The following is a 13,483-nucleotide window of genomic DNA, read 5'->3' as shown; positions in this document are numbered from 1 at the left end:
CGCCGCTGCCGACCCTAGGCCCGCACCCACGTGGGCGGCACCCTCTCCGGCAGACTGTCGGCGTGCCCGCGACGATCCTGGACGGCAAGGCCACCGCGGCGGCGATCCGCGCCGAGCTCACCGAGCGGGTGGCCGCTCTCACCGCGGCCGGTCATCGGCCCGGCCTCGGCACGCTGCTGGTGGGGGACGACCCCGGCAGCCGCTGGTACGTGAACGCCAAGCACTCCGACTGCGCCCAGGTCGGCATCGCCAGCATCCAGCGCGAGCTGCCGGCGACCGCCACCGAGGCCGACGTGCTGGCCGTGGTGGAGGAGCTCAACGCCGACCCCGCCTGCACCGGGTACATCGTCCAGCTGCCGCTGCCCACGGGCATCGAGGAGAGCGCCATCCTCGAGGCGATGGACCCGGCCAAGGACGCCGACGGCCTCCACCCGGTGAACCTGGGCCGGCTGGTCCTGAACGTCGCCGGGCCGCTGCCCTGCACGCCGGTGGGCATCGTCGAGCTGCTGCGGCGCTACGACGTGCCGATCGCCGGAGCGGAGGTCGTCGTCATCGGCCGGGGCATCACCGTGGGGCGGCCGCTCGGGCTCCTGCTCACCCGGCGGACGGAGAACGCGACGGTGACCCTCTGCCACACCGGCACCCGGGACCTCGCCGCGCACGTGCGCTCCGCCGACGTCGTGGTCGCCGCCGCCGGGGTGCCGGGCCTGATCACCGCCGACATGGTCAAGCCGGGGGCCGCCGTCCTGGACGTGGGCGTCAGCCGCGTGGACGGCAAGATCGCCGGCGACGTGGCCCAGGACGTCGTCGAGGTCGCCGGGCACGTCGCGCCCAACCCGGGGGGAGTGGGGCCGATGACCCGGGCGATGCTGCTGCAGAACGTGGTGCTCGCCGCCGAGCAGGCCGCGGCAGCCGAGGCGCTGTCGGCCTGATCCGTGAGCCGCCCGCCGCTCTACGTCCGCCGGCCCTTCCTCGCCGGGCTGCTGCGGCAGCTGCCGCTGCTCGCGGTGCTGGTCGGGGTGGGGATCGGGCTGCTGCTGGTCACCGTCGAGCACTGGCGCTGGGGGCTGGTGGTGGTCGGGACCTCCCTGGTGGGCGCGGCGCTGCTGCGGCTGCTCCTGCCGGTCCGGCGGGTGGGCTTCCTCGCGGTCCGCAGCCGGGCGGTCGACGTCGTCCTCCTGGCCGGGACGGGGATCGCGCTCGCCGCCGTCGCCCTGGCCATCCCCGGCACGTGAGCGCCCCCGGGGCGGCGCGGGGCGCCGGGCAGGGCTAGGTTGGCGACCATGGCGAAGCAGCCCAGGAACGGCAAGGTCACCGTGGTCGGTGCCGGTTTCTACGGCTCCACCACCGCACTGCGACTGGCCGAGTACGACGTCTTCGAGACCGTCGTCCTCACCGACATCGTGGAAGGCAAGCCCGAGGGGCTCGCGCTGGACATGAACCAGTCGCGCCCGATCGAGGGGTTCGAGACCGAGGTGGTGGGCGTCGGCGGAGGCTCCTACGAGGGCACCGAGGGCTCCGACGTCGTCGTCGTCACCGCCGGTCTGCCGCGCAAGCCCGGCATGAGCCGGATGGACCTGATCGAGACCAACGCGGGCATCGTCCGCCAGGTCTCGGAGAACATCGCACGGACCTCGCCCGACGCCGTCGTCATCGTCGTCTCCAACCCGCTGGACGAGATGACCGCGCTGGCGCAGCTGGCGACCGGCTTCCCGAAGCAGCGGGTCATGGGGCAGGCCGGCATGCTCGACACGGCCCGCTTCACCAACAACGTCGCCGAGGAGCTCGGTGTCCCGGTCTCCTCGGTGCGGACCCTGACCCTGGGCTCGCACGGCGACACCATGGTCCCGGTGCCGTCCCGGTGCACCGTCGACGGCAAGCCGCTGGCCGAGGTGATGGCGCCGGACCGCATCGAGCACCTCGTCCAGCGCACCCGCAACGGTGGCGCGGAGGTGGTGGCCCTGCTCAAGACGGGGTCGGCCTACTACGCGCCCTCCGCCGCTGCCGCCCGCATGGCGCGGGCGGTCATGGAGGACTCCGGCGCCGTCATGCCGGTGTGCGCCTGGGTCGACGGCGAGTACGGCATCTCCGGGGTGTACCTCGGGGTGGAGGCCGAGATCGGCCGGGAAGGCGTCCGGCGGGTCGTCGAGAGCGACCTGGCGGAGAGCGAAGTGGCGGGCCTGCGCGAGGCCGCCGAAGCAGTGCGCGCGAAGCAGGCCGACGTAGCCGACCTCTGAAGAAGTAGAAGGACCCCGTCCTCCTCACCCCTCGCACGCTCGGGGCGAGCCTCGGGACGGGGCCGTGACCGCACAAGGAGAACGCGTGAGCAAGATCAAGGTCGAGGGCACCGTCGTCGAGCTCGACGGCGACGAGATGACCCGGATCATCTGGCAGTTCATCAAGGACCAGCTGATCCTCCCGTATCTCGACGTCAACCTGGAGTACTACGACCTGGGGATCGAGGCGCGGGACGCGACCGACGACCAGATCACCGTCGACTCCGCGAACGCCATCAAGAAGCACGGCGTCGGCGTCAAGTGCGCGACGATCACGCCGGACGAGGCGCGCGTCGAGGAGTTCGGGCTCAAGCGGATGTACCGCTCGCCCAACGGGACGATCCGCAACATCCTCGGCGGCGTCATCTTCCGCGAGCCGATCATCATGGAGAACGTGCCGCGGCTGGTGCCGGGCTGGACCAAGCCGATCGTCGTCGGTCGCCACGCCTTCGGTGACCAGTACCGCGCCACCGACTTCAAGTTCCCCGGCGAGGGCACGCTGACGATCAGCTTCCAGCCGGCCGACGGGTCCGCGCCGATCGAGCACGAGGTCTTCCAGTCGCCCGGCGGCGGCGTCGCCATGGCGATGTACAACCTGGACGACTCGATCCGCGACTTCGCGCGGGCCTCGATGAACTACGGCCTGCAGCGCGGCTACCCGGTCTACCTGTCGACCAAGAACACGATCCTCAAGGCCTACGACGGCCGCTTCAAGGACCTGTTCGAGGAGGTCTTCCAGGCCGAGTTCAAGGAGAAGTTCGACGCCGCCGGCATCACCTACGAGCACCGGCTGATCGACGACATGGTCGCCGCGTCCCTCAAGTGGGAGGGCGGCTACGTCTGGGCCTGCAAGAACTACGACGGCGACGTGCAGTCCGACACCGTGGCCCAGGGCTTCGGCTCGCTCGGCCTCATGACCTCGGTGCTCATGAGCCCCGACGGCCGCACGGTGGAGGCCGAGGCCGCTCACGGCACGGTGACCCGGCACTTCCGCCAGCACCAGCAGGGCAAGGAGACCTCGACCAACCCGATCGCGTCGATCTTCGCCTGGACCCGGGGCCTGGCCCACCGCGGCAAGCTGGACGGCACGCCCGAGGTGACCCGCTTCGCGGAGACCCTGGAGAAGGTCTGCATCGACACCGTCGAGAGCGGTCAGATGACCAAGGACCTGGCGCTGCTGATCAGCAAGGACCAGCCGTGGCTGACCACCCAGGAGTTCCTGGCGGCCATCGACACCAACCTGCAGAAGGCCATGGCCTGAAGGAGGACCTCGTCCTCCTCCCCCTCGCACGCTCGGGGTGAGCCTCTGGACGGGGCCGCTGCGCGTCCGGGGCCGGGTCGGCGGCGAGATGCGTCGAACCGGGCTCACCGAAGGGCTCGGGGAGCCCGATCTGCCGCATCTCGCGCCGCCTGTGGACGGCGCTCGCGGGGGCGCAGCCAAGGCGGGTAGGCGAGACCGGGCGAGTCAGCCGAACAGCTGGGTCCACCAGGGCCCGCCGGAGCCGGTCGCCACACCGACGCCCAACCGGGTCAGCCCGCAGTTCAGGATGTTGGCCCGGTGGCCGGGGCTGTCCAGCCACGAGGCCATGACGGCGGCCGGGTCGGCCTGGCCGCGCGCGATGTTCTCCGCCCGGGCGGAGACGCCCGCCCGGTCGGCCCGGTCGAACGGGTCGAGTCCGTCGGGGTCGACGTGGTCGAAGAACCCGCGGTCGCGCATGCCGGCGCTGTGCGCCCGGGCGACCGCGGCGAGCCCGGCGTCGGCCGCCACCGGACCGCAGCCGGCCTGGGAGCGCTGGGCGTTCACCAGGGCCACGACCTCGCCCTCGGCGCCCGGGGCCGCCGGCGCGCTCGCGGCACCGGTCGCCGGCGCGCTCGCGGCGCCGGGGGGCGGTGCCGCCGCGGCGGCCGTGGGGGCGGGGGCCCGGCTGGTCGACGCGGAAGGGCCGGCGGGCGCGGACGGCGGCGCAGCCCCGTGACCGGGCGCGGGCGCAGGTTCGGGCGCCGGCTCGGGGACGGCCGCCGCGGGCTGCCCGGAACCGGTTTCCGGCGCCGCGGCGGTGTCGCCCGACGGCCCGGGCGCTGCCGGGGCGGTGCCGGGCACCACCGACGTGGAGGAGTGGGGAGCGGATCCGGCCGAGGACGACGGGTCGAACGGGCGGGGCGCCTCCTCCGGCCCGGAGACCACGGGGGCGGTGAGCACGACGGTGGTGGCGCCGAACGCCATCGCGACGGCGAGACCCACCCTCGGGGACCGTCGGGTGGGCAGCAGGGGGCCGGACGGCCGGTGGCGCATGCGGCTCCTCGGAAAGATCACGATCCGTTAGCGAGCAGATACTATCCGTACGCACCCTGCGGCGAAAACGCCTGGGAGTGCGCACACTCACGCACCCGACCGGGGTTCCCGGGCGTGCGGGCGCGGTCGCCGGGCAGCATGGACCCGGCACCATGGAACGGTCCGCCCCATCCCGAACCCCTGAGGAGCACGCCGCCGGTGAGCGACGTATGGCTCAACATCGTCATGGTCGTCGTCTTCATCCTGATCGGCGGCGCGTTCGCCGGCGCGGAGATCGCGCTGGTCTCGCTGCGGGAGTCGCAGGTCCGGGCCATGGCCGAGCAGGGTGGCCGCCGCGGCAAGGCGGTGCAGAAGCTCCTCGGGGACCCGAACCAGTTCCTCGCCGCCGTGCAGGTGGGGGTCACCCTCGCCGGGTTCTTCTCCGCCGCGTTCGGTGCGAGCACCCTTTCGGCGCCCCTGGCCGACTGGCTGCAGGACCAGGGCGTGAGCCAGAGGCTCTCCGGCACCCTGGCGCTGGTCCTGGTCACCGTCGCGATCAGCTACGTGTCCCTCGTCGTGGGTGAGCTCACCCCCAAGCGGCTGGCCCTCCAGCGGGCCGAGGGCTTCTCCCTCATGGTCGCCGCACCGCTGAACGCCATCGCCAAGCTGTCCCGGCCGGTCATCTGGCTGCTGTCGAAGTCGACCAACGGGCTCGTCCGGCTGGTCGGCGGTGACCCCAAGGCCAGCGGTGAGTCGATCAGCCAGGAGGAGCTGCGCGACCTGGTGGCCGCGCACGAGTCGCTCAGCAGCGACGAGCGCCGGCTCATCGACGAGGTGTTCCGCGCCGGCGAGCGCGAGGTGCGCGAGGTGATGACGCCGCGCACCGAGGTGCAGTTCCTCGAGGCCTCGATGACCGCCAGTCGCGCGGCCAAGCTGGTGGCGGAGTCGAACTGGTCGCGGTTCCCCGTCGTCGGCCAGGACGAGGACGACGTCGTCGGCTTCGTGCACGTGCGCGACCTGTTCCTGCCCAACCACCCGGCGGGGCGGGCGGCGACCGTGGGGGACCTGGCCCGCGAGGTCACCAGGCTGCCCGGCACCGCCGCGGTCCTGACGGTGCTCAGCGAGATGCGCCGGGACAACCAGCACCTGGCGATCGTCGTCGACGAGTACGGCGGCACCGACGGCATCGTCACGCTCGAGGACCTCATCGAGGAGGTCATCGGGGAGATCTACGACGAGTACGACGAGGAGGTCGAGCCCGAGGCCCGGCAGTCGCCCGACGCGCCGCGGGAGGTCGACGGCCTCCTCAACCTCGACGACTTCGCCGAGGCCACCGGGCTGCGGCTGCCCGAGGGGCCGTACGAGACGGCCGCCGGCTACGTCCTGGCCGAGCTCGGCCGGCTGCCCCGGGTCGGGGACACCGCCGAGGCCGAGGGGCGCAGCATCGAGGTGCTGGAGCTCGACGGCCGGCGGATCGCCCGCCTGCGCGTCGGCCCGCCCCCGGCCCCCGACGTCCCGGAGGACGACGAGCGCAGCGAGGCCCCGACCGCCTAGGGGCGCCCCGCTGCGTCGGGCGTCAGCGGGACCGGGCGACCGCCCAGGCGTCGCGCACGATGCCGACCAGGTCGGTGTGCTTCGGCGCCCAGCCGAGGTCGGCGCGGATGCGGTCGCTGGAGGCCACCAGCTGCGCCGGGTCGCCGGCCCGCCGTTCGCCGATGGTGACCGGGATGGGGTGGCCGGTGACCGTGCGGGCGGCCTCGACGACCTCCTGCACGGAGAAGCCGGTGCCGTTGCCCAGGTTGTAGATGCGGTGCTCGCCGGCCGCCGGTGCGGGCAGCGCGAGCAGGTGGGCGTCCGACAGGTCCTCGACGTGCACGTAGTCGCGGATGCAGGTGCCGTCGGGGGTCGGGTAGTCCTGGCCGTAGACGGTCAGCGACTCACGCTGCCCCGCCGCCACCTGGAGGGCGATGGGGATGAGGTGCGTCTCGGTGGCGTGCCGTTCGCCGAGCCCGTAGGCGGCGCCGGCGACGTTGAAGTACCGCAGGCTCACCGCGGCGAACCCGTGGGCGACGGCGTACGAGGTGAGCATGTGGTCGACGGCGAGCTTCGAGGCGCCGTAGGTGTTGGTCGGCCGGGTGGGTGCGTCCTCGCGGATGGGCACCTGGTCCGGCTCCCCGTAGGTCGCGGCGGTGGAGGAGAAGACGATCCGCCGGCAGTCGACCGCGCGCATCGCCTCCAGCAGCGCGAACGAGCCGCCGACGTTGGTGTGCCAGTAGTCCTCCGGCTGCTGCTGGGAGACCCCGACCAGCGACTTGGCCGCGAAGTGCAGCACCGCTTCGGGCCGGACCTCGGCGAGCACCGGCGCGGAATCGTGCAACGACACCTCGGCCAGCGTCGCGCCCTCGGGCACCGCGTCGGCGTGCCCCGTCGAGAGGTCGTCGAGGACGGTGACGTCGTGACCGCGGTCGAGCAGGGCGGCGGTCACTACGCTGCCGATGTAGCCGGCGCCGCCGGCGACGAGTACGCGCATGGGCACACCTTAGAAGGACGGCCCGTGGGAAGCGGAGGATCTGGTGGTCAGTGCCCGACCGGCGGTGCAGTCGCTGCCCGCGTACCGGCCCGGCCGGAACCCGGCGGACCTGGCCCGCGAGATCGGCGTCGAGCGCGCTGTGAAGCTCGCCAGCAACGAGGTCGCGTTCCCGCCGCTGCCCGCCGTCGTCGAGGCGGTCACCGCCGCGGTCGCCGAGACCAACCGGTACCCGGACAACGGCGCCGTCGTCCTCACCGGCGCGCTGGCCGAGCGCTACGGGGTCGACCCCGCGCAGGTCGCCACCGGCTGCGGGGCCGTGGCGATCTGCCAGGAGCTCGCCCAGGCGTACAACGACCCCGGGACGAGCATCGCCTTCGCCTGGCGGTCGTTCGAGATGTACCCGCTGCTCGCCCGGGTCGCCGGCGCCCGCGCGATCCAGGTGCCGCTGGTCCCCGGCCGGCTCGGCGGGTCTCCCGACACCCACGACCTCGAGGCGCTGGCCGCCGCACTGGACGACGCCACGCGGCTGGTGTTCGTCTGCAACCCCAACAACCCCACCGGGACGGCGGTGCGCCGAGCCGAGCTGGAGCGCTTCCTCGACGCGGTGCCCGCGGAGACGCTGGTCGTCCTCGACGAGGCCTATCGCGAGTTCGTCACCGACCCCCGGGTCCCCGACGGCGTGGAGCTGATGCGCGGGAGGCCCAACGTGGCGGTCCTCCGCACCTTCTCCAAGGCCTGGGGGCTGGCCGGGCTGCGCGTCGGCTACCTGCTCGCCGAGGCCCCGGCGGTCGCCGAGGCGGTGCGCAAGACCCACCTGCCGTTCAGCGTCGGCATGGTGGCCCAGGCGGCGGCGGTCGCGGCGCTGGCCAGCGAGGACGAGGTGCGGGTGCGGTGCGCCGCGGTCGTCACCGAGCGCGAGCGGCTCACCGCCGCGCTGCGCGACCGGGGGCTGGAGGTCGCCGACAGCCAGGCCAACTTCGTGTGGCTGCCGACGGGGGAGCGCACGGCCGAACTCGCGGCTGCCCTGGAGGCCCGGGCGGTGATCACCCGGCCGTTCGCGGGGGAGGGCATCCGGGTCACCGTGGGCACGCCGGAGGAGGACGACGTCTTCCTCGCCGCGCTCGACGACGCGCTCCCGGTCACGGCACGCTGACCAGCACCGACCCCGCCCCTGCGGCGGCCGGTGTCCCGGCGGTGCGGGGGAGCCCGGAACGGGCGCCGGCCCCGGCTGGTTTGATGGCCGACGTGGCTCTTCCCCGAGTGCTCTCCGGCATCCAGCCGACGGCGGACTCCTTCCACCTCGGCAACTACGTCGGCGCCCTCCGGCAGTGGGTGAGCATGCAGGAGGACCACGACGCCTTCTACTGCGTCGTCGACCTGCACGCGATCACCCTCGAGCAGCCGGACCCGGCCGTGCTCCGCCGGCGCACGCTGGTGTCGGCGGCACAGCTGCTCGCCCTGGGCGTGGACCCCGCCCGCAGCACCCTGTTCGTGCAGAGCCAGGTGCCCGAGCACGCCCAGCTGGCCTGGGTGCTGCAGTGCCTCACCGGCTTCGGGGAGGCCGGCCGGATGACCCAGTTCAAGGACAAGAGCTCCCGCGAGGGGGTCGGTCCGACGTCGGTGGGGCTGTTCACCTACCCGGTGCTGCAGGCCGCGGACATCCTGCTGTACCAGGCGCACCGGGTGCCGGTGGGAGAGGACCAGCGGCAGCACCTGGAGCTCACCCGCGACCTGGCCGGCCGGTTCAACGGGCGGTACGGCGAGACGTTCACGATGCCCGAGGCCTACATCCCGGCGGGCGCGGCCAAGGTGCTGGACCTGCAGACGCCCGAGAAGAAGATGAGCAAGAGCCTTCCCCCGGCCGGCTGCATCAACCTGCTGGACGACCCGAAGGTGACGGCGAAGAAGATCCGTTCCGCGGTCACCGACACCGGGCGGGAGATCGTCGCCGACCCCGAGAACAAGCCGGGCGTGACGAACCTCCTCACCATCCACTCCGCCTTCTCCGGACGGAGCACCGCGGAGCTGGAGGAGCACTTCGCCGGCCGCGGGTACGGCGACCTGAAGAAGGAGCTCGCCGAGGTCGTCACCGACGCCCTCGCCCCGGTGCAGCGGCGCACGGCGGAGCTGATGGCCGACCCCGCCGAGCTCGAGCGCCTGCTCGCCGCGGGAGCGGCACGCGCCCGGGAAGTGGCCGGCCGCACGCTGGCCACGGTCTACGAGCGGGTCGGCTTCCTGCCACCCGCGGGGCCGGTGGCATGAACGACGACACCTTCGTCGGCCGGCTGGGGACGCCGCCGGAGACGGCGGTGCTCGGGGTGATCGTGCCGATCCCCGAGCCCTGGGCGTCCCTGCTCGTCGACTGGCGCGCCAAGGTCGGCGACCCGCAGGCGACGCTGGTCCCGCCGCACGTGACCCTGCTCCCGCCGACGGAGGTGCCGGTCGCCGACCGCGCCACCATCACCGAGCACCTCGCCGACGTCGCCGCGGCGCACCCGCCGTTCGACATGCACCTGGCCGGTACCGGCACGTTCACGCCGGTCTCCGATGTTGTGTTCGTGGCCGTCGCTCGGGGGATCGGCAACTGCGAGCTGCTGGCCAACGACGTCCGACGGGGTCCGCTCGCCCGTTCGCTCTCCTTCCCGTACCACCCGCACGTCACCGTCGCCCACGACGTGCCGGCCGACATGCTCGAGCTGGCCTACTGCGGGCTGCAGGACCTCTCCGCCGAGTTCCGGGTGGACCACTTCACCGAGTTCGAGCAGACGGCGGCCGGCGCCTGGGAGGTCGCCCGCGAGTACCCCCTGACCGGCCGGGAGCGCTGAGGGCGCGCACCCGGCGGCCAGCCGCCAGACTCGGGCGGTGAGCTCCGCCCCTCCCCGCGACGCCCCCGCCCGGAAGGGGTTGCCGGCGCGGACGTGGGACCGCGTCGAGGGGACGGTCGACGCCGCTCGGCGGCGGTCCCCCTGGTTCGACCACCTGGCCCGTGCCGGTGGGCGGTACCGGCGGACGCAGGGTGACCTCATGGCCGCGGGCGTCACCTACTTCGTGTTCCTCGGGTTGTTCCCCGTGCTGCTGCTGGTGGCCTCGGTGATCGGGCTGGTGCTGGCGGGGAACGAGCTGCTGCAGCGGGAGCTCTACGAGGCGATCCGGGAGGCGTTCCCCGGCAGCACCGGGCGGGACATCGTCGCGGACCTGCGCGGGGCCGTCGGCTCGGCCGAGGTGGTCGGCGTGATCGGCCTCGTGGGGTTCGTCTACGCCGGGCTGCGGGCGATGGACAAGCTGCGCATCGGCATGGAGCGCATCTGGAAGGGGCGCGCCGACGAGCCGGAGTTCCTCCGCGACAACGTCCAGGACCTCTTGGCGCTGGTGCTGCTGGGGGCGGTCGGGCTGGCGAGTCTCGTGCTGACCGGGGTCGCCACGGGGGCGACGTCGTGGTTCCTCGACGTGCTCGGGCTGACGGACGCGACGGGGCTCGCGGTGCTCACGACCGTGGTGGGGCTGGCGCTGGCCTTCCTCGGCGACACCGTCGTCTTCCTCTGGCTGCTGAAGGTGGTCCCGGCCACGCCGCACCCCGTGCGGCGGCTGCTGCCCGGGGCGCTGTTCGGCGCCGTGGGCTTCGAGGCCATGAAGCTGATCGGGAACCTCTACCTGTCGCTCATCTCCGGGAGCGTGACCGCGTCGGCCTTCGGCGGCGCCGTCGGCATCCTGGTCTGGATCAACATCGTGTTCCGGTTCGCGTTCTTCACCGCCGCCTGGACCGCCACCCTCCCCGCGGTGGAGGGCGCCGGCCGGCAGCCGGAGGAGCGGGCGCCCGTCGCCGCCGCCGCGCCGTCGCGCTGACCGCGCCCAGCGCGCCGAGCCCCAGCCCGGCGAGGGCGGCGACGGCCCAGGGCGACGCGGCCGCGTGCGGCGCGGGCGCGGGCGCGGCGAGCATCGGGCGACGCGGCGCCGGGGAGGTCGGGGCGGAGAGTGCGGCCGGGGTGGCGGGCGCCGCCGGGGTGGCGGGGGCCAGCTCGGCAGGGCGGACCAGCGTCCCCACCCCCGGGACTGTGGTGGGGACGGCGAACCCCCAGTCGAGCAGCAGCGCCGCCTGGTCGGCCGCCCGCAGCGGTCGGTTCTCCGTGTCCAGGACGCTCACCACGAGACGGCGGCCGTCGCGCTCGGCTGCGGTGACGAACGTGTGCCGGGCGGCGTCGGTGAACCCCGTCTTCCCGCCGAGGTTGCCGGGGTAGCTGGTCAGCAGCGGGTTCTGGTTCTGGATCTGGAAGCCCGGGAACCGGTCCTCGACCGCCGGCATGTCCGCCGTCGGCGTGCGCAGCACCGCCGCGGTGACCGGGTCCTCTACGAGCGCGCGGAAGATCAGCGCCAGGTCGTAGGGGGAGGAGGACTGGCCGGCGACGTCCAGCCCGGACGGGGTGCCGGCGACCGTGTCGTAGGCACCCAGCTCCACGGCCGTCCGGTTCATCGCGGCGACCGTGGCCGCCTCGCCGCCGGCCGCCCGCGCCAGCGCCGATGCGACGTCGTTCCCCGACTGCAGCATCAGCGCCGTGAAGAGCAGCGGGACGGGGTAGCGCCCGCCGGCCACGAGCCCGACGCGGCTGCCCTCGATCTGCTCGTCCTCGACCGTGCCCACCACCACCTCGGACGGGTCGAGCCGGTGCGCCAGCGTCAGGAGGGTCAGGGTCTTGAGGGTGCTCGCCGGGAAGTACCGCCCGTGCGGGCCGCGGGCGGCCAGCACCGCCCCCGTGCCCGCGTCGGCGACCAGCCAGCCGGACGCGACCACGCCGTCGGGGAGCGGGGGAGCGCCGTCGGCGACGACGAGGCCGCGGGTGCGCAGCCGCTCGCCGCCCACCGTGCTGCCGTCCGGGGCGGTGCCCCGCGGGGGCAGGCCCGTGCGGGGGGCGGTCGGCGTCGGCGCGGTGAGGTCGACCGTGGGGCGAGGCGGGGTCGCCGTCGTGGTCGGCGGCGGCGGGGTCGCTCCGGCCGGGCCGGCCGGGCCCGCCACGAGAGCGAGTGTCACGGCGCCCGCCAGACAGGCCGCACGTCGTCGTCCCATGCCCGGAGGCTATGCGGAGGTGAGGTGGGACACGGCTTCCGGGGAGAAGGCGGCCCGATCGGATGAGGGTTCGCAACGATCGGGTTTCAGTCCGCCGCAGAGTTTGGGGCGTGCCGGGTCCGCGCGGTTAGCGTCCTGGGTCGTGGCCCACGACGGCCCGCTCCACGCGGGCCCGCGAGCCACCGCAGTCCACACCCCCGGGAGAACCCCGCCACGCGTGGGTCCTCCCCCCAGAGAGGAGATCGTCTTGCGCCGAGCGCGGATGACGAAGGCCGCGGCGCTGCTGCTGGCCGGCAGCCTGGCCCTGGCGGCCTGTGCCAGCGACGAGGAGCCCACGGCCGGCGGCGACAGCGGCGGCGGCAGCGGTTCGGGTGACCTCCAGGTCGGCCTCGCGTACGACGTCGGTGGCCGCGGCGACCAGTCGTTCAACGACTCGGCCTACGCCGGTGTCGAGGCGGCCATCGGGGCGCTGGACGGCGAGGTCCAGGAGTTCAGCCCCAACGACGACGGCTCCGACCGCGTCGAGGGCCTGGCCAACCTGGCCGAGGCGGGCTACGACCCGGTCATCGCCGTCGGCTTCGCCTACAGCGACTCGATCGGCGAGGTCGCCGAGGACTTCCCCGACACCACGTTCGCCGTCGTGGACGTCCGCACGGAAGAGGAGGGGATCGAGACCGAGAACCTGACCGGCCTCGTCTTCGCCGAGGAGGAGGGCAGCTTCCTCGCCGGCGTCGCGGCGGCGCTGAAGAGCGAGACCGGGCACGTCGGCTTCGTCGGCGGCGTCGAGATGCCGCTGATCCAGAAGTTCGAGGCCGGGTACGTGGCCGGTGCCAAGGCCGTCAACCCGGACATCCAGGTCGACGTCGAGTACATCTCGCCGGCCGGCGACTTCTCCGGGTTCGGTGACCCGGCCCGCGGTCAGATCCTGGCCCGCAGCATGTACGACGCCGGCGCGGACATCGTGTTCCACGCGGCGGGCGGCTCGGGCACCGGCGTCTTCCAGGCGGCGGCCCAGACCGGCAACCGGGCGATCGGCGTCGACTCCGACCAGTACCAGACGGTCGACGACCCCGCGCTGCAGGCGGTGATCATGACCTCGATGCTCAAGCGGGTCGACAACGCCGTCGAGAGCTTCATCACCGACTACTCCGAGGGCAACGTCCAGGGCGGCATCGACCTCGTCTACGACCTGGAGAGCGACGGCGTCGGCCTGGCCACCTCGGGTGGGCAGATCGACGACATCCAGGGCCAGCTCGAGGAGTGGCGCCAGCGCATCGTCTCCGGCGAGATCGAGGTCCCCACGACCCCGTGAGGCCGGGTGCGCCGGCCGGACAGCTCCGGCCGGC

At 73.7% G+C, this 13,483-nt stretch carries 13 protein-coding genes; 10 read left to right on the top strand and 3 right to left on the bottom strand.

Translation table 11 applies throughout. From position 1 onward, the window contains the following. Nucleotides 1-62 precede the first annotated feature (62 nt). From ACI8AG_RS16130 to ACI8AG_RS16115, 4 genes are all read left to right on the top strand, one after another. Entirely contained in the window at nt 63-932 is an 870-nt protein-coding gene (locus tag ACI8AG_RS16130) for a bifunctional methylenetetrahydrofolate dehydrogenase/methenyltetrahydrofolate cyclohydrolase (protein ID WP_456597840.1), read from the top strand. A 3-nt stretch (nt 933-935) separates the two neighbouring features. Then, the gene (locus ACI8AG_RS16125) at nt 936-1,235 is read left to right on the top strand and encodes a DUF3017 domain-containing protein (RefSeq protein WP_456590681.1); all 300 of its coding nucleotides are present in this window, start codon (nt 936-938) and stop codon (nt 1,233-1,235) included. 48 nt (nt 1,236-1,283) lie between these two features. After that, on the top strand, nt 1,284-2,237 hold the full coding sequence (gene mdh / locus ACI8AG_RS16120) for a malate dehydrogenase (protein WP_456597839.1): 954 nt from the start codon (nt 1,284-1,286) through the stop codon (nt 2,235-2,237). 85 nt (nt 2,238-2,322) lie between these two features. After that, a complete protein-coding gene (locus tag ACI8AG_RS16115; RefSeq protein ID WP_456590679.1) occupies nt 2,323-3,537 on the top strand; it encodes an NADP-dependent isocitrate dehydrogenase in 1,215 nt (404 codons plus the stop codon). Nucleotides 3,538-3,741: 204 nt separating this feature from the next. Here the strand turns inward: ACI8AG_RS16115 and ACI8AG_RS16110 are convergent, their stop codons facing one another. Beyond that, nucleotides 3,742-4,518: a CAP domain-containing protein gene (locus tag ACI8AG_RS16110; RefSeq protein ID WP_456597838.1), complete on the bottom strand. Its 777-nt coding sequence runs from the start codon at nt 4,516-4,518 to the stop codon at nt 3,742-3,744. Between the two features lie 249 nt (nt 4,519-4,767). Between ACI8AG_RS16110 and ACI8AG_RS16105 the strand changes: the two genes are divergently transcribed. Then, nucleotides 4,768-6,102 (top strand): hemolysin family protein, encoded by a 1,335-nt coding sequence (locus ACI8AG_RS16105; RefSeq protein ID WP_456590677.1) that lies wholly within the window; start codon nt 4,768-4,770, stop codon nt 6,100-6,102. Nucleotides 6,103-6,124: 22 nt separating this feature from the next. Here the strand turns inward: ACI8AG_RS16105 and galE are convergent, their stop codons facing one another. Continuing rightward, nucleotides 6,125-7,078, bottom strand: a complete 954-nt coding sequence (gene galE, locus ACI8AG_RS16100; protein ID WP_456590676.1) for a UDP-glucose 4-epimerase GalE — start codon at nt 7,076-7,078, stop codon at nt 6,125-6,127. Between the two features lie 43 nt (nt 7,079-7,121). On the opposite strand from galE, the gene hisC reads away from it, so the two are divergent. The 4 genes from hisC to ACI8AG_RS16080 all read left to right on the top strand — a co-directional run bounded on the left by hisC (nt 7,122) and on the right by ACI8AG_RS16080 (nt 10,921). Further along, nucleotides 7,122-8,231, top strand: coding sequence for a histidinol-phosphate transaminase (gene hisC / locus ACI8AG_RS16095; RefSeq protein ID WP_456597837.1), 1,110 nt, complete (start codon nt 7,122-7,124; stop codon nt 8,229-8,231). Nucleotides 8,232-8,314: 83 nt separating this feature from the next. Next, nucleotides 8,315-9,340 (top strand): tryptophan--tRNA ligase, encoded by a 1,026-nt coding sequence (gene trpS, locus ACI8AG_RS16090; protein ID WP_456597836.1) that lies wholly within the window; start codon nt 8,315-8,317, stop codon nt 9,338-9,340. Beyond that, complete coding sequence (locus tag ACI8AG_RS16085; protein ID WP_456590673.1) at nt 9,337-9,903, top strand: 2'-5' RNA ligase family protein; 567 nt, start codon at nt 9,337-9,339, stop codon at nt 9,901-9,903. The genes trpS and ACI8AG_RS16085 overlap by 4 nt, the downstream gene beginning before the upstream one ends. A 37-nt stretch (nt 9,904-9,940) precedes the next feature. Next, nucleotides 9,941-10,921 carry a YihY/virulence factor BrkB family protein gene (locus ACI8AG_RS16080; RefSeq protein WP_456597835.1) on the top strand — a complete coding sequence of 327 codons (981 nt, stop codon included), beginning with the start codon at nt 9,941-9,943 and terminating at the stop codon, nt 10,919-10,921. Here ACI8AG_RS16080 and ACI8AG_RS16075 read toward each other — a convergent pair. Further along, the gene (locus ACI8AG_RS16075) at nt 10,824-12,137 is read right to left on the bottom strand and encodes a D-alanyl-D-alanine carboxypeptidase family protein (RefSeq protein WP_456597834.1); all 1,314 of its coding nucleotides are present in this window, start codon (nt 12,135-12,137) and stop codon (nt 10,824-10,826) included. The two genes, ACI8AG_RS16080 and ACI8AG_RS16075, sit on opposite strands and share 98 nt — an antisense overlap. Before the next feature lie 247 nt (nt 12,138-12,384). Here ACI8AG_RS16075 and ACI8AG_RS16070 point away from each other — a divergent pair, with 247 nt between their 5' ends. Beyond that, complete coding sequence (locus tag ACI8AG_RS16070) at nt 12,385-13,449, top strand: BMP family lipoprotein (RefSeq protein WP_456597833.1); 1,065 nt, start codon at nt 12,385-12,387, stop codon at nt 13,447-13,449. Nucleotides 13,450-13,483 lie beyond the last annotated feature (34 nt).

This window comes from Blastococcus sp. SYSU DS0552 (assembly GCF_054050815.1).
The sequence above is the reverse complement of the archived record's forward strand: the minus strand, read 5'-3'. Positions and strand labels throughout refer to the sequence as shown.

Excerpts from the sequence above, each read along its gene's own strand:
- trpS (WP_456597836.1), top strand. The coding sequence starts at position 8,315 with ATGGCCGACGTGGCTCTTCCCCGAGTGCTCTCCGGCATCCAGCCGACG.
- ACI8AG_RS16075 (WP_456597834.1), bottom strand. The coding sequence starts at position 12,137 with ATGGGACGACGACGTGCGGCCTGTCTGGCGGGCGCCGTGACACTCGCT.
- mdh (WP_456597839.1), top strand. The coding sequence starts at position 1,284 with ATGGCGAAGCAGCCCAGGAACGGCAAGGTCACCGTGGTCGGTGCCGGT.
- ACI8AG_RS16085 (WP_456590673.1), top strand. The coding sequence starts at position 9,337 with ATGAACGACGACACCTTCGTCGGCCGGCTGGGGACGCCGCCGGAGACG.
- galE (WP_456590676.1), bottom strand. The coding sequence starts at position 7,078 with ATGCGCGTACTCGTCGCCGGCGGCGCCGGCTACATCGGCAGCGTAGTG.